General features: G+C 63.2%; 19 protein-coding genes. 5 read left to right on the top strand and 14 right to left on the bottom strand.

The genetic code is table 11. The annotated features are described in order from the left end of the window. Nucleotides 1-6: 6 nt before the first annotated feature. Nucleotides 7-756 carry a hypothetical protein gene (locus tag ACLBXN_RS02035; RefSeq protein ID WP_447610966.1) on the bottom strand — a complete coding sequence of 250 codons (750 nt, stop codon included), beginning with the start codon at nt 754-756 and terminating at the stop codon, nt 7-9. Nucleotides 757-968: 212 nt separating this feature from the next. Between ACLBXN_RS02035 and ACLBXN_RS02030 the strand changes: the two genes are divergently transcribed. After that, nucleotides 969-2,633: a Na/Pi cotransporter family protein gene (locus ACLBXN_RS02030; protein WP_211457654.1), complete on the top strand. Its 1,665-nt coding sequence runs from the start codon at nt 969-971 to the stop codon at nt 2,631-2,633. 13 nt (nt 2,634-2,646) lie between these two features. Here the strand turns inward: ACLBXN_RS02030 and ACLBXN_RS02025 are convergent, their stop codons facing one another. Continuing rightward, nucleotides 2,647-3,465, bottom strand: a complete 819-nt coding sequence (locus ACLBXN_RS02025; protein WP_447610965.1) for an NUDIX hydrolase — start codon at nt 3,463-3,465, stop codon at nt 2,647-2,649. Between the two features lie 135 nt (nt 3,466-3,600). Between ACLBXN_RS02025 and ACLBXN_RS02020 the strand changes: the two genes are divergently transcribed. Beyond that, nucleotides 3,601-4,500 (top strand): DMT family transporter, encoded by a 900-nt coding sequence (locus ACLBXN_RS02020; RefSeq protein ID WP_447610964.1) that lies wholly within the window; start codon nt 3,601-3,603, stop codon nt 4,498-4,500. 63 nt (nt 4,501-4,563) lie between these two features. Here the strand turns inward: ACLBXN_RS02020 and ACLBXN_RS02015 are convergent, their stop codons facing one another. From ACLBXN_RS02015 to ACLBXN_RS01975, 9 genes are all read right to left on the bottom strand, one after another. Beyond that, complete coding sequence (locus ACLBXN_RS02015) at nt 4,564-5,361, bottom strand: SDR family oxidoreductase (protein WP_003058272.1); 798 nt, start codon at nt 5,359-5,361, stop codon at nt 4,564-4,566. A gap of 106 nt (nt 5,362-5,467) precedes the next feature. After that, nucleotides 5,468-6,775 carry a DUF3422 family protein gene (locus ACLBXN_RS02010; protein ID WP_003058273.1) on the bottom strand — a complete coding sequence of 436 codons (1,308 nt, stop codon included), beginning with the start codon at nt 6,773-6,775 and terminating at the stop codon, nt 5,468-5,470. Between the two features lie 128 nt (nt 6,776-6,903). Then, entirely contained in the window at nt 6,904-8,415 is a 1,512-nt protein-coding gene (locus ACLBXN_RS02005) for a tripartite tricarboxylate transporter permease (RefSeq protein WP_003058274.1), read from the bottom strand. 15 nt (nt 8,416-8,430) lie between these two features. Then, the gene (locus ACLBXN_RS02000; RefSeq protein WP_211457656.1) at nt 8,431-8,919 is read right to left on the bottom strand and encodes a tripartite tricarboxylate transporter TctB family protein; all 489 of its coding nucleotides are present in this window, start codon (nt 8,917-8,919) and stop codon (nt 8,431-8,433) included. Between the two features lie 191 nt (nt 8,920-9,110). Continuing rightward, nucleotides 9,111-10,913, bottom strand: a complete 1,803-nt coding sequence (locus ACLBXN_RS01995) for a GspE/PulE family protein (protein ID WP_407715188.1) — start codon at nt 10,911-10,913, stop codon at nt 9,111-9,113. Between the two features lie 105 nt (nt 10,914-11,018). Continuing rightward, nucleotides 11,019-11,381 carry a FlxA-like family protein gene (locus ACLBXN_RS01990; RefSeq protein ID WP_447610963.1) on the bottom strand — a complete coding sequence of 121 codons (363 nt, stop codon included), beginning with the start codon at nt 11,379-11,381 and terminating at the stop codon, nt 11,019-11,021. Nucleotides 11,382-11,448: 67 nt separating this feature from the next. Further along, nucleotides 11,449-12,312, bottom strand: a complete 864-nt coding sequence (locus ACLBXN_RS01985; RefSeq protein WP_447610962.1) for a spermine/spermidine synthase domain-containing protein — start codon at nt 12,310-12,312, stop codon at nt 11,449-11,451. Nucleotides 12,313-12,327: 15 nt separating this feature from the next. Beyond that, nucleotides 12,328-12,864: a DNA-deoxyinosine glycosylase gene (locus tag ACLBXN_RS01980; protein WP_211457660.1), complete on the bottom strand. Its 537-nt coding sequence runs from the start codon at nt 12,862-12,864 to the stop codon at nt 12,328-12,330. Nucleotides 12,865-12,963: 99 nt separating this feature from the next. Further along, nucleotides 12,964-13,800 (bottom strand): TatD family hydrolase, encoded by an 837-nt coding sequence (locus ACLBXN_RS01975; protein ID WP_447610960.1) that lies wholly within the window; start codon nt 13,798-13,800, stop codon nt 12,964-12,966. Nucleotides 13,801-13,954: 154 nt separating this feature from the next. Here ACLBXN_RS01975 and ACLBXN_RS01970 point away from each other — a divergent pair, with 154 nt between their 5' ends. Continuing rightward, nucleotides 13,955-15,364, top strand: a complete 1,410-nt coding sequence (locus tag ACLBXN_RS01970; protein WP_447610959.1) for a methyl-accepting chemotaxis protein — start codon at nt 13,955-13,957, stop codon at nt 15,362-15,364. A gap of 86 nt (nt 15,365-15,450) precedes the next feature. Here the strand turns inward: ACLBXN_RS01970 and lolD are convergent, their stop codons facing one another. The 3 genes from lolD to ACLBXN_RS01955 all read right to left on the bottom strand — a co-directional run bounded on the left by lolD (nt 15,451) and on the right by ACLBXN_RS01955 (nt 17,935). After that, nucleotides 15,451-16,140, bottom strand: coding sequence for a lipoprotein-releasing ABC transporter ATP-binding protein LolD (lolD, locus tag ACLBXN_RS01965; RefSeq protein WP_447610958.1), 690 nt, complete (start codon nt 16,138-16,140; stop codon nt 15,451-15,453). After that, complete coding sequence (locus tag ACLBXN_RS01960) at nt 16,133-17,386, bottom strand: lipoprotein-releasing ABC transporter permease subunit (RefSeq protein WP_167006088.1); 1,254 nt, start codon at nt 17,384-17,386, stop codon at nt 16,133-16,135. The genes lolD and ACLBXN_RS01960 overlap by 8 nt, the downstream gene beginning before the upstream one ends. A gap of 78 nt (nt 17,387-17,464) precedes the next feature. Continuing rightward, nucleotides 17,465-17,935, bottom strand: coding sequence for a MarR family winged helix-turn-helix transcriptional regulator (locus ACLBXN_RS01955; RefSeq protein ID WP_043003445.1), 471 nt, complete (start codon nt 17,933-17,935; stop codon nt 17,465-17,467). A gap of 158 nt (nt 17,936-18,093) precedes the next feature. Here ACLBXN_RS01955 and ACLBXN_RS01950 point away from each other — a divergent pair, with 158 nt between their 5' ends. Then, nucleotides 18,094-19,095 (top strand): Bug family tripartite tricarboxylate transporter substrate binding protein, encoded by a 1,002-nt coding sequence (locus ACLBXN_RS01950; protein ID WP_447610957.1) that lies wholly within the window; start codon nt 18,094-18,096, stop codon nt 19,093-19,095. Nucleotides 19,096-19,139: 44 nt separating this feature from the next. Next, the gene (locus ACLBXN_RS01945; protein WP_447610956.1) at nt 19,140-20,465 is read left to right on the top strand and encodes a sulfatase family protein; all 1,326 of its coding nucleotides are present in this window, start codon (nt 19,140-19,142) and stop codon (nt 20,463-20,465) included. Nucleotides 20,466-20,476: the final 11 nt, after the last annotated feature.

The following is a 20,476-nucleotide window of genomic DNA, read 5'->3' as shown; positions in this document are numbered from 1 at the left end:
GCTTTTTCATTGCTCCGTGCCCGGCCCGGATGCCGCCGACGCATAGACAGGCGCATCGGCCCAGATCAGCCTGTCGTCCTTCCAGTAGCGCACGTTGATCGGCGTGGTGATGAAGCAGGCGTCAAACACCCAATCCTTGAGCAGCAGGCCGTCCAGGCGCCTGGGAAACAGGTTTTTGTCGAAGCTGCGGGGCTGCTCGCCAGCAGTCAGCTGCACCATGTTTCCGGGCTCGCAGCTCACCGTCTGCCGGCCCGGCGCCGAGAATTCGTAGGGCTGGTCCAGCTCCAGCAGCACCTGGTGGTAGACGCTCAAGGCGTTGACCCAGATATCGCCCAGCTGCACGGGATGGGGAAAGCGTATCTCCTTCAGGCCTCGCAGATCGGGCTGCCCGCCCTGCTTCTCAGCGCCCTGGGGCGCTTCGCGCTGAATATGGCTGCCTGCGGGCAAGACGATGTCGCCCCAGACCACGGGCCGCTCCAGCGTGATGTGCGTGAGCCGCTGCTGCGCGGTCCTCTGCCGCTCCTGCCGGTGATCAACCCAGGCAATCTGCGCCAGCCCCACCAGTGTTGCAATGGGCAGTATGGACAGCCATACGGCCAGCTCCCACTGCCAGATGCGCAGCGGCGGCCTGGGCCGGCCGCAGCGCACATGCCACTGCCGCCAGCCCCACCACAGCAGCAAGCCGACGGCCACCAGGGCCGCCAGCAGCGTCAAAAGAAAGCCCACAACAGCAGCGCTGGGCAGTGAAGGAATCATGAAACCACCTTTTTGATAGCAGCATAGGCAATGCAGACTTCAAAAAATTTCGGTTTTTTCCTATTTCGCATCCGTAGAAACGATGTTTTAAATATTTCGTTTTTGTTCTATTGTTTTCCTTATTCCGCACTTATTTGTGCGAGAAGAGGGAGGACTCCGGGCAGAACCGCCTCACTCAGGGGTATATTAGGTCGCTCCTTCGCGGGCAGAACATGAAGCATTTATTGAATCTTTTAGCAGCCATTGCCCTGTTGATCTGGGGCTCTCAGATGGTTCGCACCGGCGTTCTGCAGGTCTTCGGCGCCAACCTGCGCAATATTCTTGCCCGCAGCATGAGCAACCGTTTCTCGGCAGCGCTCTCGGGCATGGGCGTCACGGCCCTCGTGCAGTCGAGCACCGCCACCTCGCTGATGACCTCGTCCTTCGTCGGCCAGGGTCTGATCACCCTGCCCTCGGCCCTGGCCGTGATGCGCGGCGCCGATGTCGGCACGGCCCTGATGGCCGTGCTGTTCTCCACCGATCTTTCATGGCTCTCGCCGCTGTTCATTTTTGTCGGCGTGGTGCTCTATATCTCGCGCAAGGACTCCAAGCCCGGGCGTATCGGCCGTGTGCTCATCGGCCTGGGCCTGATGCTGCTGGCCCTGCGCCTGGTGGTGGAGGCCACCGAGCCCTTGCTGCAGGCCCCGGCCGTGCGCACCCTGCTGGCTTCGGTCAGCAGCGATCTGTTCATGGAGTTGCTGCTGGGCGCGGTACTGGCCGTGCTGGCCTATTCCAGCCTGGCCGTGGTGCTGCTGATTGCAGCCATGGCCAGCTCGGGCGCCATTCCGCTGGATGTGGCGCTGGGCCTGACCCTGGGCGCCAACCTGGGCAGCGGCCTGGTCGCGGCGCTCACCACCGCCAAGTCGGCGGTGGAAGAGCGCCAGGTCACCGTGGGCAATCTGCTATTCAAGATCATGGGCGTGGCCATCGTCGCGCCCTTCATCGGACTGTGGACGCAGTACGCCCAACCCTATCTGGCCAACGCCGGCCAGAACGTGGTGATGTTCCACCTGGCCTTCAACATCTTCAACAGCCTGTGCTTCATCGGCCTGACCCAGCTCGTGGCCCGCTGGGTGACCGCCATGCTGCCCAAGCCCGAGGAAGAAAGCGCAGCCAAGCTGCTGCGCCCTCGCCACCTGGACCCGTCGGCCCTGTCCACGCCTTCGCTGGCCATCACCTGCGCCGTGCGCGAATCGCTGCACCAGGCCGACGTGGTGGAGTCCATGCTGATCGGCCTGCAGAAGGTCGCCGAGACCGACGATGCCAAGCTCTCCGAGGAAGTGCGCCACCTGGAATCCACGGTGGACGATCTGTACTCGGCCATCAAGTACTACATGACCAAGATCTCGCGCGCCGAACTCGATGAGCGCGAAGGTCAGCGCTGGACGGAAATCATCAGCTTCACCATCAATATGGAACAGATCGGCGACATCATCGAGCGCGTGCTGCTGGATCTGGAAGACAAGAAGATCAAGAAGGGCCGTCAGTTCTCGGCCGCCGGCAAGCTGGAGATTCACGAGCTGACCCAGCATCTGCTGGACAATCTGCGCCTGGCCATGAGCGTCTTCCTCAACGGCAATGTGCGCGAGGCGCAAAAGCTGCTCGAGGAAAAAGCGCGCTTCCGCGATCTGGAGCTGGCCTACTCGGCCACTCACCTGGAACGTCTATCGCAGCACACGGTATCGAGCATAGAGACCAGCTCTCTGCATATCGACATGATCAGCGACCTCAAGCGCATCAACTCCCTGCTGTGCTCGGTGGCCTATCCGATTCTCGAGCAGGCCGGAGCCCTGGCGCCCAGCCGTCTCAAGTCCACCGCACTGGAGAGCCAGCGCTAGCGGCCTTGCCGCCCTACCAGCCCATGTAGGCGGCAAGCACCAGGGAGGCCTCGGGCGTGAAACAGCCCTGAAGCATCCAGCTCTGAACCTCGGCCAGATCCAGCCGCTCGAAACGCTGCACCTCGCCGTCCTGGTTCGCAGGCTGCAGCGCATCGGGCACCAGGGCCGAGAACCAGTCGATGCGCTCGACCATATAGCCCTGACCCTCGGCTTCGTCGCTGGGCCTTGCGAACACCACCTCGCCACCATGACTGAGCTCGCCCAGCTCGGCCACCCGCAGACCGGCCTCTTCCCAGGTCTCACGCGCCAGCGCCTCGGCCAGACTGTCTGCTGCCGAGACCATGCCCCCCATCAAGGTGTCCCACATGCCGGGGTTGTTGGCCTTGTCTTCTGCGCGCTGCTGCACCCAGAGCGCGCCGTCCGCGCAGACGCCCACCAGATGCACGGCCCGGGTGGCAATGCCCAGCGGCCGCACGGCACCTCGCTCGATGGTTGCCAGTTGCCGTCCCTGCGCATCGCAGACCGCCAGTTGCTCATTGCGCCAAGCACCGGCAAGACCGGCGCTGCGCATGGCCTGCGCCAGCCGGTTCAGCTTGTCCGTCGCCCCGCCCTGGCCTTCCAGCCGCCATTGCCCGGCCAGCAGCCTCAGCACTATTCCGTGCGCAGCCAGCAGATCGGCCCCCAGCTTGCGCGCAAAGTCTTCCTCGATGCTGCCGATCTGCTGCTCATCAATGCACAGCGGCTGGCGCGGGCGCAGAGGATGCCTGCTGGCCATGGCCTGCTGTGCCTGCAGCCATTGTTGCTGCTGCGGCGGCGTGGTTTGCTGCTTCATGAAAAATCTCCCAAGTCTGCATTGTGCTCAGCTTCGCAAAACGGGAAGGCTTGCATCACTATTGAGGAGCGCCAGCCACCGCAGCAAGGCGCAGCCGGGCTGCCCGCCAGCGACCTCGGGTTACAGTGACAATCCATGAATTCCCCCCTGAAACCTGCCACGGTCGCCATGCTCAGCCTGGCTCCGGCACTGTGGGCCGGCAATGCCATCGTGGGCCGACTCGCTCACGATCTGATCTCGCCGTTTGCACTCAACTTTCTGCGCTGGTGCATCGCCTTCGTGCTGCTGCTGCCGCTGGCGTGGCGGGTGCTGCGCAGGAACAGCCCGATCTGGCCCCTGTGGCGGCAATACATGCTGCTGGGGCTGCTGGGCATAGGCTGCTACAACGCCTTGCTGTATCTGGCGCTCAAGACCTCGACCCCGCTGAATGTGACGCTGGTGAGCTCCAGCATGCCGGTGTGGATGCTGGCCATAGGCCGGCTGTGCTGGGGCATTCGCGCCAGCCGCCGGCAGATGGGCGGGGCTTTGCTGTCGGTGCTGGGCGTGGCGGTGGTGATGTCGCGCGGCGACTGGCAGACGCTGCTCGATCTGCACTTTGTGCCCGGCGACCTGTTCATGGTGCTGGCCACCATCGCCTGGGCTTTCTACACCTGGCTGCTTTCGCGCAGCAGCGGCCCACAGGAGGTGAAATCGCACTGGGCCAGCTTTTTGCTCGCTCAGATCGTTTTCGGCCTGCTCTGGTCCGGTCTCTTCACGGGCGGCGAAGCCCTGCTGGGCGAATTCCGCCTGGTGCCGGGCTGGCCGCTGCTGGGCAGCCTGCTGTTCATCGCCGTGGGCCCGGCCATTCTGGCCTACCGCTTCTGGGGCATGGGCGTGCAGCGCGCCACGCCCGCCATTGCAGGCTTCTTCGGCAATCTGATTCCGCTGTTCACGGCCCTGCTGTCGATTCCCGTGCTCGGCGAAACCCCTCACCTCTACCACGCGCTTGCGTTTGCGCTGATCGTGACCGGCATCGTCGTGTCGTCCCGCAAATAGGCAGCCGCCCCGGACAAAAGCCCCGCAATGCGGGGCTTTGTCGTTTCGGCCGTCGATCAACGATCAGTAAGTGCCGGGGTACAGACCGCCGTCGGGCAGGATGTTCTGGCCCGTCATATAGCCAGCCTGGCGGCTGCACAGGAAGGCACAGATGGCGCCGAATTCTTCGGCCGTGCCAAAGCGCTTGGCAGGAATCTGGGCGGCCTGGGCCTGGCGCACGGCATCCAGGTCCTGGCCGGTCTTGTTGGCCGCTGCCTGATGGGTGGCCACCAGACGATCGGTGTCGAACTTGCCGGGCAGGATGCTGTTGATGGTCACGCCCTTGGCGGCAATGCCTGAACGCGCCAGGCCGGCCACAAAGCCCGTCAGGCCGCTGCGCGCGCCGTTGGACAGTCCCAGGATGTCGATAGGTGCCTTGACCGCGCTCGAGGTGATGTTGACGATGCGACCGAAGCCACGCGCGGCCATGCCGTCCACCGTGGCCTTGATCAGCTCGATGGGGGTCAGCATATTGGCGTCCACGGCCTTGATCCAGGCTTCACGATCCCAGGTGCGGAAGTCGCCAGGAGGCGGGCCGCCGGCGTTGGTCACGACGATGTCGTAGTCCTTGCCCGGGCCGCCAGCGGCTTCGAACACTGCCGTGCGACCTTCTGGCGTGGTGATGTCTGCTGCGACACCGATGACCTTGATCTGAGGAGCAATGGCTTGCAGCTTCTGCACTGCCAGCTGCAATGTCTCGGCGTTTCTGGCATTGATGACCAGATTCACACCCTCTTCGGCCAGGGCCTTGGCGCAGCCAAAACCCAAACCTTTGCTGGCGCCGCAGACCAGAGCCCAGCGCCCGGAGATACCAAAGTCCATGTCAGTGTCCTTTCACACAGTTTCCAAGCCGGGCAAGCTGCCCGACACTATCAAAATTCATACCTGCCAGCGCTTTGTGAGTAAGCACCAGCAGTCAACTCAATGTTCAATGACTGCGACCATGAAACAGCTTGTGGTGCAGCCTGCGCAGCGACCACCAGACACCCAGGGCCACGACCGGAATGGCCATGGCCGCCGTCGACTCGGGCGACCAGGGCCAGCCCAGTTTCTGCCCGCCCTTGGCCAGATAGCTGATCAGGCCGGTGATGTAGTAGGTGATGGCCGCGACCGACAGGCCTTCCACCGTGGATTGCAGCTTGAGCTGCGTGCCCTGGCGGTCGTTCATGGTGCCCAGCAGTTGCTGGCTGCTTTGCTGCTGCTCGATCTCGACGCGCGTGCGCAGCAGACTGCTGACACGCGAGACCCGCTCGGACAGCGCATTCTGGCGGCGTGTCGCCCATTCGCAGGTCGCGCGCGCAGGCGTGAGGCGCCGGTCCATGAATTCGCGAATGGTCTGGATGCCGTCCACCCGCGTCTCCTGAATTTCCTGAATGCGCCTGTCCACCAGCTCGAAATAGGCGGAGCTGGCCGAAAAGCGCGAATGCGTGGCCGCGTACTCGCTCTCCACCTGGCCGGCCAGCCGGGTCAGGCGGTCCAGCAGGGCCGGCTCGGTGTCGCGGTCGGCAGCGCGGATGGCATTGGCCAGCTCGGCCAGCTCACGCTCGGCCGTGGCCAGCACGGCGGCAGCCTTGCGCGCGGCCGGCAGGCCCAGCAGCGCCGCCATGCGATAGGTCTCGATCTCCAGCACGCGCTGCACCAGACGGCCCAGGCGGCGCGGCGACAGATCGGCGCCCGCCAGCAGCAGCATGCGCGAGAAGCCGTCGGGATGAATCGCAAAGTCGGTATAGATGGAGCCTGCGCCGCCGGAGACGCGTGAGCCGACCAGGGTATCGGCATGCAGCATGTGACGCATCAGATAGTGCGGGTCCACATCCTGCTCGTTCAGCGCCCACAGGTGCAGGCTGCTCAGGCACTGCCCCGGCAGGGCGGCCAGCCAGTCGCGCGGCACGGCATCGATGGCGGTCTCGGGCTCGCGCACATCGGCCACGCCGGCCTGCGCCATGGGCGTGGTGAAGGTCCAGGCCACGAACTCGGTGTGCTGCTCCCAGCGCAGGCGAAACGCGCCCAGGTCGATCAGCACATGGGTGGTTGCCGCATCGGGCAGGGGGCGGTGGTGGTTGCGCAGCAGGGCCGCCACATGTTCGCGGCTGGCCTCGCGCTGGGCCGCATCGGTGAGCATCACGATATGCGTGATGGCCAGAGGGGCCTGCATGATTTCCGCAGGACGCGCGTGAATTTCGTTGTGCAGCAAGACCCGCTGGGGGTGTTGCGCGGGCAATAGAGACAAGGCCATGCAATCTTTCGAATAACTGCAGCTATTTTGCCGCCCTAATCCATGGCCCCCGAAACAAAGGTCCTCATATCAAAAAAGCGGCCCTTGCGGGCCGCTTTTGCGCTTGATTCAGCAATCAGGCAAGACCATCAGTCTTCCACGAAGGCTTCTTCACGCTTGTTCTTCACTGCAGGCATCAGCACCACGACCAGCAGCACCAGGGCAGCGGCCAGCAGGCAGGCAGAGATGGGGCGAGTCACGAAGACCGACCAGTCACCACGCGACAGCAGCAGGGCACGGCGCAGGTTTTCTTCCATCATCGGGCCCAGGATGAAGCCCAGCAGCAGAGGAGCAGGTTCAGTACCCAGCTTGTGGAACACATAGCCGATGAAACCGAAGATACCCACCATCCACACGTCCCAGGCGTTGTTGTTGGTACCGTACACGCCGATAGCACAGAACAACACGATGGACGGGAACAGCCAGCGGTAAGGCACTGTCAGCAGCTTGATCCAGACGCCGATCAGCGGCAGGTTCAAGATGATCAGCATCAGGTTACCAATCCACATGGAGGCAATCAGACCCCAGAACAGTTCCGGGTTGCTGGTCATCACCTGAGGACCGGGCTGGATGTTGTGAATCGTCATGGCACCCACCATCAGCGCCATCACGGCGTTGGGAGGAATACCCAGGGTCAGCAGAGGAATGAACGATGTCTGCGAACCGGCGTTGTTGGCCGACTCGGGAGCGCACACGCCACGGATATTGCCTTGACCGAAAGGAACTTCGCCGGGCTTCAGCTTGGTCTTCTTTTCGATGGTGTAGGCAGCAAAGGCCGACAGCATGGCACCGCCACCGGGCAGGATACCCAGGGCCGAACCCAGGGCCGTGCCGCGCAGCATGGCAGGAATCATGCGCTTGAAGTCTTCGCCTGTGGGCATCAGACCGGTCACCTTGGCGGCGAACACTTCGCGCTCGTCTTCAGGCTTGGACAGGTTGGCAATGATTTCGCCGTAACCGAACACACCCATGGCGATCACGACGAAGTCGATGCCGTCGGTCAGCTCAGGAATATCGAAGCTGTAACGGGCCACGCCAGAGTTCACGTCGGTACCGACCATGCCCAGCAGCAGACCCAGCACGATCATCGCGATCGCCTTGAGCAGCGAGCCGGAAGCCAGCACCACGGCACCGATCAGACCCAGGGTCATCAGCGAGAAGTACTCGGCAGGGCCGAACTTGAAAGCGACTTCGGTCAGGGGAGGAGCGAAGGCAGCCAGAATCACGGTACCCACGCAGCCTGCGAAGAAGGAGCCGATACCGGCTGCCGCCAACGCGGGCCCCGCCCGGCCTTTTCGGGCCATCTGGTAACCGTCAATCACGGTCACCACAGAGGACGATTCACCTGGCAGGTTTACCAGAATGGCGGTGGTGGAACCACCGTACTGGGCGCCGTAGTAAATACCGGCCAGCATGATCAGCGCCGCCACGGGAGGCAGTGCATAAGTTGCTGGCAGCAACATGGCGATGGTCGCCACAGGGCCAATGCCGGGCAGCACGCCAATCAGCGTACCGAGCAGACAGCCCACAAAGCAGTAGATCAGGTTCTGGAACGTGAAAGCCACGCCAAAACCCGTCGACAAGTTCTGAATCAGATCCATGGACGATGCTCCTGATTAGCCAGCGATGAAGCTAGGCCACACGGGGAACTGCAGATTCAGCGCCCACACGAAAGCGAAATAGCTGCCGACCGCCAAAATGGTGGCCAGAACGGCTGTTTCCTTGAGGTTGAAGGTCTGACCGGCCATGCTGGCGATAAAGACCAAAGCGTAGATCGCAATGATCAGACCGAACTGGGGGATGCCCACAGCCGGTACGCCCACCAACAGAATGCCGAAGGCAAAGTTGGCAGCCAGCACGAAGAACACAGGCTTCCAGGCCCACTTACCGATCTTGTCACCACCTTCGGGGCCCTTGGTCAGGCCGCCGACGCAGATGGCTGCACCCAGGATGGCCATGAGCACACCCAGGATCAGAGGGAAGTAACCTGGACCCATACGGGCGCCGGTGCCAATGGTGTAGTTGGACGCGCCGATCGCAAATGCGAGACCGACGGCCAAGAACATCAGACCGGAGAAAAAGTCTTTTTGGCTCTTGATTTTCACAAAACGTCTCCTTACGGAAATCACGACTTGGCGATTCTCGTTTCATAGATATGCCAAATTGATGTGGATTCCACCTACAAAGGGCATACCCTAATGCTGACGTTCTGCCCCCTTCTACCGTGGGCAAGCCCGATGCATGTCGGCCTTGCCTGGCTGCCCTGGCAGGACAGCAAGCACTTGCAGTCCTGCCTTCAGATTTCGCTCATCAGCGGCGTGCAGGCCAGCACCTCGGGCAAGGTGGTCAGACCTTCCGCAACCCGCAAGGCCCCTGCAAGACGCAGGGGACGCATTCCGTCCTGTACGGCCTGGCGACGCAGAACGTCCATCGACGGAGCATCGTGAATCTGCTTCTTGAGGGTCTCGGTGACCATCAGCAGCTCGTACAACCCCATGCGGCCGCGATAGCCTGTCATGCGGCAGTCTTCGCAGCCCACGGGCTTGTACGGCTGGTAGCTGCCGGTCAGCTTCCAGGGCCTGACCGATTCGGCCAGATCCTCGGGCTTGGCATCTTCATCGCGCACCTTGCAGCTGGGGCACAGCGTGCGCACCAGTCGCTGGGCCAGCACGCCCAGCAAGGTGGCATTGATCAGATACGAGGGCACGCCCAGCTCCATCAGGCGACTGACGGCGCTGGGTGCATCGTTGGTGTGCAGCGTGGAGAACACCAGATGGCCGGTCAGCGCGGCCTGCACCGCCATTTCGGCCGTGGCCAGATCGCGGATCTCGCCCACCATGATGATGTCCGGGTCCTGGCGCATCAGCGCGCGCAGGCCTTCGGTGAAGCCGAAGTCGAGCTGGGGCTGAACCTGGGTCTGGTTGAAGCTGGGCTCGATCATTTCGATGGGGTCTTCCACCGTGCTGACATTGACCTCCTCGGTCGCCACCCGCTTGAGCGTGGAATACAGCGTGGTGGTCTTGCCCGAGCCCGTGGGACCGGTGACCAGAATGATGCCGTGCGGACGCTTGACCAGATCTTCCCAGCGCTGGGCATCATGGGCGCTGAAGCCCAGGGCGTCCAGATTCTTGACCGTGTTCTCGGGATCGAAGATGCGCATCACCATCTTCTCGCCAAAGGCCGTGGGCAAGGTGGACAAGCGCATTTCCACTTCCTCGCCGCGCGGGTTGCGCGTCTTGATGCGCCCGTCCAGCGGGCGGCGCTTTTCGACCACGTCCATGCGCCCCAGCAGCTTGACGCGCGCCACCATCGCGTTCAGCACTCCCATGGGCATCTGATAGACCGGATGCAGCACACCGTCGATGCGAAAGCGGATCACGCCCTGCTCGCGTCGGGGCTCCAGGTGGATGTCGCTGGCGCGCTGGTCGAAGGCATACTGCCAAAGCCAGTCCACCACGCGCACCACGCCCTGGTCGTTGGCGTCGAGCTGCTTGTTGCTCTTGCCCAGCTCCACCAGTTGCTCGAAGCTCGCGCCGCCGGTCGCACCGCCAGCCTTCTCGGCAGCACGCACGGATTTGGCCAGCGCAAAGAACTCCGCCGTATAGCGCTTGATGTCCTGCGGATTGGCCACCACGCAGCGCACGCTGCGGTGCGACTGCCGCTCGACCTCGCTCACCCAGTCCTTGATGAAGGGCTCGGCCGTGGCGATCACCACCTCCTTGGCCGTGACCTGCACGGGCAGCACCTTGTGGCGCTCGGCGTAGCTGGCGCTCATGATCTCGCCCACGCGGCCCACATCCACGCGCAACGGGTCGATGCGCAGATAGGTCAGGCCACTACGCTGGGCCAGGTACTGAGTCAGGGTTTCCAGGTCCAGCGGCTGGTGCGTCAGGGCGCCGACAACGCCCACGTTGGCCAGACGCACCAGCGGCAGTTGCGCACTCTCGGCGGCCGAGCAGCGCGCGACCGTGCGCCCTGCCTCCTGCGCCGTGATCACACCGTCTTCCTGCAGCCATTGCACCAGCGTGCGCCAGTCCAGAGGCCCGTGATACTGGGCTGGCTTGACGGATCGAGGCAGGATGGTTTCAGTCAATGACATGGGCGGCTGCAGCAACAAAACTGCCCTGACTGTACCGCCATCGGCCCATGCTGCCGATCAGGAAGATGCATGACAGGCCGATGAAGCTCTGTTGTCTGATGCAGCTCAGGCGTATTCGTCCAGCAGACCGCCCAACCCGCCCTGACCCGGATTGCTGCGACTTCTGCTCTGCATCGCATCGTCCTGCTTTGACTGAACGGCTTCGGTGCCACGCTGAGCAGCCTGCTGGGCTTGCTGCGCCTGCTGATTCTGCAGAGCCTCGATCTGGGCCTGCAGCATCTGGATCTTGGCCTGCAGCAACTGCGTCTGCTGCTGCTTGGTCTTGGCATCCGCGTCGCTGTTGGCGACTTCCTTGAGCTCGTTGGTTGCATCCTTGATCTGCTTTTGCAGCTGCTGGATACGCGATGCCGCGCCGGCCCCCGAAGAGGCTGAGCTGGCAGAACTGGAGGAGATGGCACTGATCGTCATGTCTACATCATCGGCACAACTCCGCTCCAATCAATGCTGCACCCTCAGCTTTACTCAGGCTTTGCAATCATTCGGCTGCGCCCCTGCCGACTCGGGCGACCCTGGATCTGGCCGTCTTGCTGCCGGCCTCGGCATCGCGGGCCGGCACGAACACCTTGGCCCAGCGTGTGGTGTTCAGATCCCAGCGCGCCTGCACCTGGTCGCAGGCCAGATCCAGCTCGGTGCCCTGCAGCACACGCGGCCTGCGCTGGGCCAGCACCACGGTATTGCCTTCGCGCGTGGGGCGGAAGGCCCAGAGCGCGTCCTCGCCAAAAGCCTGGGCCATCTGGTCCAGGCTTTTGTCAAAGCTTGAAGAGCGACCAAACAGATTGACGGTCATGATGCCGTCCTCAGTCAGCAGATTGCGGCAGTCGGTATAGAACTCGGCACTGTCAAGAACAGGGGCCGCTGCCTCATGGTCGTAGAGATCGACCGCCAGCGCATCGACCGTGCCCTGCCATTCGGGCTTTTTGATTTCCTGGGCCGCATCGGCCAGCACCACCTGCAGCGTGCTGCTGTCGGGGGGCAGCTTGAACCAGCTGCGGCACACGGCCAGCACCTGGGGATTGAGCTCGACCGCCGTGGTCTTCATGCGCAGCTTCTTGTGACAGAACTTGGTGATGGCAGCCGCCCCCAGCCCCAGTTGCATGGCGTGCATCCGGGGCACTTCGGCCGGCTCGGCAAACAGCAGCCAGCCCATCATGCGTTGCACATATTCCAGGTCGATATCAAAAGGGTCGCGAATGCGCATGGAGCCCTGCACCCAGGGCGTTCCCAGATGCAGATAGCGGATATCGCCATCGTCGGAGACGCTGACTTCGGGCAGCTCCTGCGCACTGCCCACATTCTTGTCCTGCGCGGATTTGGCACCGCCACGGGTTTTACGGATCACGTTTCACACCAATCTTCAAAGCAGGCCATGGGCCGCCAGCGCATGGTGCCAGGCCTGCAGTTTTTTATCGAAAGACCAACTGGCATTGGCCGGGCTGGTCGATGGCAGTTTGAGCGCCGTCAGCCCCAGCGCCTCGGTCTGGCGCGCATGCTTGTAGCTCTCGCCGCCGTTGTGCAATGCCAGCTGCAGATCCGGGCAACGCAGGCGCAGCCCGGCAAAGTCGTTGACCTGGGCACAGCGAATGGCGCTGTCCAGACTGCCCTCGCGCTCGCAGCTCGCATACACGTCCCACAGGCCCAGGCCACGCTCCAGCAGCCACTCGCAGCGGCCCGCGTAGTCGGCGCGCGGCGGCTGCGGATGCCGAGGCCACAAGGCCTGCAGCAAAGGCCAGAACTGGTTTTGCGGATGGGCGTAGTACTGCGCCAGCTGTAGCGACTTCAGGCCCGGAAAACTGCCCAGCACCAGTGCCCGCGTGCGCGCATCGGCCACGGCCGCCAGCCCCTGCCAGCGCGGGCCTGTCTCTGTCACTGTGGCAGAAGAATCCTCGGTCATGCCCTATTGTCGCCCAGCCATGCTTGGCATGGCCCTTGGGCTGATATTCGAAAAGATGAGCAACCGCCACTTGGTCTGCAACGGCCAGATGCTGTTTTCCTACAAGAGCGCCGGCAAACCTGAGAGCGCTGCGCGTGCATTGGCTGTACTGGCCTGCGCCAGCTGCTCAATGCCCATGCCGCGCAGCTGCGCAATCTCCGTCGCAATGCGCGGCAACTCTGCCGAGCTGTTGCGCCCCTGAGGCTGGCCGGCCGCGCGCTGCTCGGCCGTGATGTAGAGCCAGTGCGGCGGGATATCGGGCGCATCGGTCTCCAGCACCAAAGCCTGCAGCGGCAGGCTGGCCGCCAGCTCGCGCAGCTTGAGCGCGCGCTCATAGGTGATGGCACCGCCAAAGCCCAGCTTGAAGCCCAGATCGATAAACGCCTGCGCCTGCTGGACGCTGCCGTTGAACGCATGGGCTATGCCACCTACAACCCTGTGCTGGCGCAAGGTCTTGAGCAGACGATCGCTGCTCTTGCGCACATGCAGGATGACGGGCAGCCCGAACTCGCGAGCCAGCCGGATCTGCTGCTCGTAAAACCAGATCTGGCGCTGCTCGTCCAGTCCGGGGACAAAAAAATCGAGACCGATTTCGCCCACCGCCACCAGATGCGGGTCGCCGCGCTGCTGGCTCAGCAACTCGCGCAGCGCCGCGATATCGGACTCCTGGGCACCAGGCGTGTAGAGCGGATGAATGCCCAGCGCATAGCTGTCGCCATGACGATGAGCAAGCGCAATCACGTCCTGCCAGTGGCTGCGCTGCACGGCGGGAATGACCAGATGCTTGACGCCTGCGGCCTGCGCAGCGGCGCGCACGGCATCTCTGTCAGGCGCAAATTCGGGCGCATCCAGGTGGCAATGGGTATCTATCCAGGTGGGCATCTGCACATCATGCATCGGCCGGGCTGCTTGCGCAGGCTGGCCCCTGCATATGACACGTCAAGTGACTACAGACAGTTTCCAGTCTTGTCCTACTGTACACACATTGAAACAAATAAAACATTAAGCAACTTCACCCACTGCCCTGCGCTACCGGCCAAAGGAGCAAGTTATGACGGGACTTCTGCAAAGCACGCTCTGGCAACGCCTGAGTCAAAGTCATCAGCGCGCCGACATGCAGGGCAAGCTGGCTGCACTCGATCAGGTGCAGGCCGTGATCGAGTTCGATCTGCAAGGCCATGTGCTGACGGCCAATGACAACTTTCTGCGCACCATGGGCTACAGCGCCGAGCAGATCGTCGGCCAGCATCACCGCATGTTTGTGGACGAGGAGACCCGGGCCTCTGCCGAGTACGCCCAGTTCTGGCAGCGCCTGGCGGCAGGCCTGCATGACAGCGGCCGCTACCGTCGCATCAACAGCCAGGGCGAGGATGTGTGGCTGCAGGCCAGCTACAACCCGATCTTTGACAGCCAGGGGCAGCCGCGCAAAGTCATCAAGTACGCCACCGACATCACCGAACAGCAGCAGCATGAAGACGATGCCCGCGGCCAGCTCGAAGCCATTGCCAAGGTGCAGGCCATCATCGAGTTCGATCTGAACGGCAACATCCTCACGGCCAACGATCTGTTTCTGCAGACCATGGGCTACTCCCTTGCCGAAGTCGTGGGCAGACACCACAGCATGTTCGTCCAGCCGCACGAGCGCCAATCCCCGGCCTATCAGCATTTCTGGCACAAGCTGGCCCTGGGTCATCACGATGCGGGCCAGTACCTGCGCATAGGCAAGGCCGGTCGTCAGGTCTGGATCGAAGCCAGCTACAACCCCATACTCGACGCAGAAGGCCGCCCCTTCAAGGTCGTCAAGTTCGCCACCAACATCACACGCCGCGTGACCGCGGCGCAAACCCTGCGCGCCACGGTGGAAGGACTGACCGAGAGTGCCAACCATGCACGCCAGGCCAACGAGCTGGCCCAGGACGCCTGCAGCGTGGCCGAAGCCGGCGGCCGCACCGTGCAGGATGTGGTGAGCACCATGGAATCCATCAGCGCCAGCTCGCGCAAGATCAGCGACATCATCGGCATGATGGACTCCATCGCCTTCCAGACCAATCTGCTGGCGCTCAACGCCGCCGTGGAAGCGGCCCGCGCCGGTGACCAGGGACGCGGCTTTGCCGTGGTGGCCAATGAGGTGCGCCAGCTGGCCCAGCACAGCGCCGAGGCCGCCAAGGAGATCAAGCAGCTGATCCAGACCTCGGTCACCCAGGTCACCCAGGGGGTGACCCAGGTGCGCGAAGCCGGCACCACCATGGCCGAGATCGTGAACTCCTCGCGCCAGGTCACGCAGATCATGGGCGAGGTGGTGCAGACCTCGCTGGCCCAGTCCGCCAGGCTGCGCGAGGTCACCGACGATCTGACGGCGCAGGATGTTTCGGCCAGACCGCGCCCTGCCGTGCCGCTGCAGGCCTCGGCACGTGAACAGGCCACGATTGCTATCAGAAATGCAGCTGTCAGCGCTTACTAATCAAACGTTTGAGGCGCATTCTTCATAAAAAAGGCCCAGGTCGCTGCAGCTGCAGTGACCCGGGCCTTGCCGTCGCTCGATGACGCTCAGGCCAGTTGCCCGCGCCCCAGTCTGACCATGCGGTCGCAGCGCCCTGCCAGTCCTTCGTCATGGGTGACCATCACAAACGCCGTGCCATGGCTGCGCGCCAGCTCCAGCATCAGCGCAAACACCGTATCGGCCGTGCCGCGATCCAGGTTGCCCGTGGGCTCGTCGGCCAGCACACAGGCCGGACGCGTGACCAGCGCACGTGCAATGGCCACGCGCTGACGCTCGCCGCCCGAGAGCTCTGCCGGGCGATGCGCCATGCGCTCGCGCAGCCCCACGGCACGCAGCATCTCGGCCGCGCGGTCCATGCAATCCTCTTTGACGTCGCGTCGAATACGCAGCGGCATGGCCACATTCTCCTGGGCCGAGAACTCGGCCAGCAGGTGATGGAACTGGTAGATAAAGCCCAGATGCCGGTTGCGCAGCGCGCCCTGCTTTTGCGGGCTGAGCTGGTGCAGAGGCTGACCCATGAGACTGACGCTACCCGTGGTGGGCGCATCCAGCCCACCCAGCAAGTGCAGCAAGGTGGACTTGCCCGAGCCCGAGGCGCCGACGATGGCCAGTGTCTCGCCCGCCTTAACCTGCAGATCCACACCCTGCAGCACGGTCACATCCAGCTTGCCTTCGGCAAAGCGCTTGGTCAGGCCGCGTGCCTCCAGCACGCTCTGGTCCATCACAACATCATTCATAACGCAGTGCCTCCGCAGGGTTCACGCGGCTGGCACGCCAGCTGGGGTAAATCGTGGCCACAAAAGAAAGAATCAGGGAAATCACGGCGATCGGCACGATGTCCGTGGACTGCGGCTCGCTGGGCATCTTGCTGATCAGGTAGATGTCCTTGGGCAGGAAGTTGGCATGCAGCGCATGCTCAATGGCAGGAACGATGACGTCGATATTGAAGGCAATCGCCAGCCCCAGCGCCAGACCGGCCAAGGTGCCGATGACGCCGACCATGGCGCCCTGCACCATGAAGATGCCCATGATGGACGAGGGCGAGGCTCCCAGGGTGCGCAGGATGGCAATGTCGGCACGCTTGTCCTGCACGCTCATCACCAAGGTGGACACCAGATTGAAAGCCGCCACGGCCACGATCAGGGTCAGGATGATGAACATCATGCGTTTTTCAAGCTGAACGGCGGCAAACCAGGTCTTGTTCTGCTGCGTCCAGTCACGGATGAATAAACGGTCCGTCAGGGTGTCCGCCAGTTCATGCGCAACGCGCGGCGCCTCGTGCAAGTCCTTGAGCTTTAGGCGAATGCCGGTCGGCCCTTCCAGGCGGAAGATGCGCTGTGCATCCTCGTAATGCATCATCACCAGCGCCGAGTCATATTCGTAGTGGCCGGAATCGAAGGTGCCGGCCACCGTCATCTGCTTCATGCGCGGCAGCACGCCGGCCGGCGTGACCTGGCCGCTGGGAGCGATCAGCGTGATCACATCGCCCTCGCTCACACCGAGACTGCGCGCCAGTTCGATGCCGAGCACCACCTTGAACTCGCCGGGCACCAGACGCTTGAGCACCTCGCCGCTGGTGGCCGCCAGATCGGTCACCTCGCCCTCACGCGCCGGATCGATACCGCGCACCAGGGCGCCTTTCATATCCTCGCCGCGTGCCAGCAATGCCTGGGCCGCCACAAAAGGCGCGGCCCCCACCACATCGGGGTTGGCTCTGGCCTCGCGCATGGTGCGCTCCACATCGGGCAGGGGTGCGCCCTGCGGGGCGTAGATTTCCACATGGGAGACGACGCTGAGCATGCGATCCCGCACTTCCTTCTGGAAGCCGTTCATCACGCTCAGCACAATGATCAGCGCCGCCACGCCCAGCGCAATGCCAAGCATGGAGACACCCGAGATAAAGGAGATGAAGCCATTGCGGCGTGTGGCGCGCCCTGCACGGGTATAGCGCCAGCCCACGGCCAGTTCGTAGGGAAATTGCATGTTGCCAGCATTGTGGCATTGCCGGCAATGCCCTGCCGACAGCGCCAGCCTTATGCGATCTGACTGCCCGCCGCCCCTCTACCGGGGCGGCCTGCTGCGCCCTATGCGCGGCAGATCCGCATACTGATCCTGCTGCTCCAGCGTCACCGCATGGGCCTGGAGCCTTGCCAGCAGGCCGTCAAACAAGGCCAGTTCCTCATCGCTGAGAACGGACACGATATCGGCATGAATCTTGACCATCTCGGGCAGTATCAGACCGTACATGCGCCGCCCCTCCTCGGTCAGATAGATGGCCACGCGCCTGCGGTCTCCATCAAGAGGCTTGCGCAGCACCCAGCCTTTTTCCTCCAGGCCGCTGAGCGCCCGCGAAGTGCGCGCCCTGTCCAGCTGCGCCTTCTGCGCCAGCTCGGATGACAGCAAACCCTCCTCGGTCGCCAGCGTCGCCATCACGCCCCATTCACGGCGTGTGAGGCCGAAGCGGGCCTCGCACATGCGCATGGCCATGCCGCCCGCCACACCGAAGAAGCGGCTGATACGAAACAGCAGCATCTGCTGAATGGAGGTGGGCTGTCGGGTATTCACGGAGATGAGTTGATTAGATCAATTGTGGCCGCCACTTCTACAGTGGGTGCTCCCAATACAGAGACAAGGGAAATGCTGGGATTTTCGCAAATGCCAGCACTTTCCTCAGACAAGAGAGTGATTCCATGGCCCGCCTGATTGCACCCCGTCGCCTTCTTCAAACCAGCCTAGCTCTGCTGCTGGGCTGCACGGCATTCGCCTCCCAGGGCCAGCCTGCCGATGGTGCCGCCGTCGCCGCCTGGCCCGGCAAGCCGGTTCGACTGATCGCCTCCTTCGCTCCCGGAGGGGCGGTGGACATATTGGCGCGCGGCGTGGGGGAAGTACTCCAACGCGAGACCAAGCAGCCATTCGTTGTTGAAAACCGCACCGGCGCTGGCGGCAATATAGGAGCCGATTACGTCGCCAAGGCTGCCGCCGACGGATACACCATGCTGATCAGCCTGGACACGAGCTTCACGGTCAACCCGCTGATCTACAAAAGCATGCCGTTCAAAAATGGCGACCTGCGTCCTGTCATGGTGTTCGCCTCGCAAGGCATGCTCATGGCCGTCAGTCCCAAGACAAATATCAAGACACTGGAGCAGTTCATCGCCCGCGGCAAGGACAAGGGCCTGACCCTGGGGTCCGCCGGCTATGGAACCCCCGGCCATCTGGCCTCCAGCATCCTGACTTACGCCACCGGAGCCAAGGTCAACCATGTGCCCTACAAAGGCAATGCACCTGCCACGCTGGCCATGCTCTCTGGCGAGGTCGACGGCGGCGTCATCAGCTCCACCGCCATGCTGCCCCATGTGACCACTGGAAAGATCACGGCGCTGGCCGTGACCACGGCCCAGCGCAACCCCTTGCTGCCGGAAGTTCCATCCGTGGGCGAGCTCGGACATAAAGAGCTGCAGCAGGAAGTGCTTTTCGCTGCCTGGGTACCCAGCAGCACACCTGAACCGCTGGTGCAGAAAATCCAGGCCCAGTTCGAGAAGGCCATGAAGGACGGCACTTTGCGTGAACGCATGCGTGTCAACGACATGGTCTACGAAGGACTGACAGGCGATGCAGCCGCCAAACGCATTCAGGCTCTGGCCGACCGCTACCGGGTTCTGGCCCAGGCCACCGGCATGAAGATGGAATGAGCGCCTGCGCCAGCCATCAGCCCCATGACAACGCCCCATATTTCATGACTCGTCCCAACATCATCTTTATCGTCGCCGACGATCTCGGCTATGCCGACCTCGGCTGCTACGGCGGCCGCGATGCCGACTTCGGCCCGGTCTCCCCGGTGCTCGACCGCCTGGCCGCCAACGGTCTCAGGCTCACCCAGGGCTATGCCAATTCACCCGTGTGCTCGCCCACGCGTTTTGCCTTGGCCACGGCCCGCTATCAATACCGCTTGCGCGGTGCAGCCGAGGAGCCCATCAACAGCAAGACGCGCGGCACGCCGCTGGGCGCCAGGCTGGGCCTGCCACCCGAGATCCCCACGGTCGCCTCGCTGCTCAATGGAGCGGGCTACCGCACGGCACTGATAGGCAAATGGCATCTGGGCTACCCTCCCCACTTCGGCCCGCTGCGCTCGGGCTATGAGGAATACTTCGGCCCCATGTCGGGCGGCGTGGATTACTTCACCCATCTGAGCAGCTCGGGCCAGCACGATCTGTGGGTGGGCGAAGAGGAGCATCACGACGAAGGCTATCTGACCGATCTGCTGTCCCAGCGCAGCGTGGACTTCGTCAACCGCATGAGCGAGGGCGATGCCCCCTTCTTCCTGAGCCTGCACTACACGGCCCCGCACTGGCCCTGGGAAACCCGTGATGACCGTGAGACCGCCGAGCAGCTGGGAGCGGGCATCACGCATCTGGCGGGAGGCAATATTCACCAGTACCGCCGCATGATTCATCACATGGATGAGGGCATAGGCTGGATCGTCGAAGCCCTGCGCAAGAACGGCCAGCTCGACAACACGCTGATCGTCTTCACCAGCGACAACGGCGGCGAGCGCTTCTCGGACAGCTGGCCTCTCGTGGGCGGCAAGATGGACCTGACCGAAGGCGGCATCCGTGTGCCCTGGATCGCCCACTGGCCTGCCGTGATCGAGGCCCATCGCAGCAGTGCCCAACCATGCATGACCATGGACTGGTCTGCCACGGTGCTGGATGCAGCCGGTGTGAGCGCAGACCCCGATTACCCACTGGATGGCATCTCCCTGCTGCCCGTGCTGCGCACCGACGGGGCAGAGTTTGCCCGGCCGCTGTACTGGCGCATGCTCTACCGCAACCAGCGCGCGTTGCGCGAAGGCGAATGGAAATACCTGCGCGTGGAGGACAACGAATACCTGTTCAATCTGGCGCAGGACGAGCGCGAGCGTGCCAATCTGGCCGGCCAGCAACCCGAGCGCCTGCAAGCCATGCGCCAGCGCTGGGATGACTGGAATGCCGGCATGCCCGCCATCGCCGATGATGCAAGCTACAGCCTGGTCTACACCCTGAAAAATATGCCTGCGAGGTGACAAAGCCCCCC

It is taken from the genome of Comamonas sp. C24C, from assembly GCF_053345995.1.
Note: the sequence above shows the minus strand (reverse complement) of the source record. Positions and strands in the feature narration are given on the sequence as shown.

Bases quoted from the DNA above. Each gene is read 5' to 3' on its own strand.
- ACLBXN_RS02035 (WP_447610966.1), bottom strand. From the start codon at position 756: ATGATTCCTTCACTGCCCAGCGCTGCTGTTGTGGGCTTTCTTTTGACG.
- ACLBXN_RS02030 (WP_211457654.1), top strand. From the start codon at position 969: ATGAAGCATTTATTGAATCTTTTAGCAGCCATTGCCCTGTTGATCTGG.
- ACLBXN_RS02025 (WP_447610965.1), bottom strand. From the start codon at position 3,465: ATGAAGCAGCAAACCACGCCGCCGCAGCAGCAACAATGGCTGCAGGCA.
- ACLBXN_RS02020 (WP_447610964.1), top strand. From the start codon at position 3,601: ATGAATTCCCCCCTGAAACCTGCCACGGTCGCCATGCTCAGCCTGGCT.
- ACLBXN_RS02015 (WP_003058272.1), bottom strand. From the start codon at position 5,361: ATGGACTTTGGTATCTCCGGGCGCTGGGCTCTGGTCTGCGGCGCCAGC.
- ACLBXN_RS02010 (WP_003058273.1), bottom strand. From the start codon at position 6,775: ATGGCCTTGTCTCTATTGCCCGCGCAACACCCCCAGCGGGTCTTGCTG.
- ACLBXN_RS02005 (WP_003058274.1), bottom strand. From the start codon at position 8,415: ATGGATCTGATTCAGAACTTGTCGACGGGTTTTGGCGTGGCTTTCACG.
- ACLBXN_RS01995 (WP_407715188.1), bottom strand. From the start codon at position 10,913: ATGTCATTGACTGAAACCATCCTGCCTCGATCCGTCAAGCCAGCCCAG.
- ACLBXN_RS01990 (WP_447610963.1), bottom strand. From the start codon at position 11,381: ATGACGATCAGTGCCATCTCCTCCAGTTCTGCCAGCTCAGCCTCTTCG.
- ACLBXN_RS01980 (WP_211457660.1), bottom strand. From the start codon at position 12,864: ATGACCGAGGATTCTTCTGCCACAGTGACAGAGACAGGCCCGCGCTGG.
- ACLBXN_RS01975 (WP_447610960.1), bottom strand. From the start codon at position 13,800: ATGCATGATGTGCAGATGCCCACCTGGATAGATACCCATTGCCACCTG.
- ACLBXN_RS01970 (WP_447610959.1), top strand. From the start codon at position 13,955: ATGACGGGACTTCTGCAAAGCACGCTCTGGCAACGCCTGAGTCAAAGT.
- lolD (WP_447610958.1), bottom strand. From the start codon at position 16,140: ATGAATGATGTTGTGATGGACCAGAGCGTGCTGGAGGCACGCGGCCTG.
- ACLBXN_RS01960 (WP_167006088.1), bottom strand. From the start codon at position 17,386: ATGCAATTTCCCTACGAACTGGCCGTGGGCTGGCGCTATACCCGTGCA.
- ACLBXN_RS01955 (WP_043003445.1), bottom strand. From the start codon at position 17,935: ATGCTGCTGTTTCGTATCAGCCGCTTCTTCGGTGTGGCGGGCGGCATG.
- ACLBXN_RS01950 (WP_447610957.1), top strand. From the start codon at position 18,094: ATGGCCCGCCTGATTGCACCCCGTCGCCTTCTTCAAACCAGCCTAGCT.
- ACLBXN_RS01945 (WP_447610956.1), top strand. From the start codon at position 19,140: ATGACTCGTCCCAACATCATCTTTATCGTCGCCGACGATCTCGGCTAT.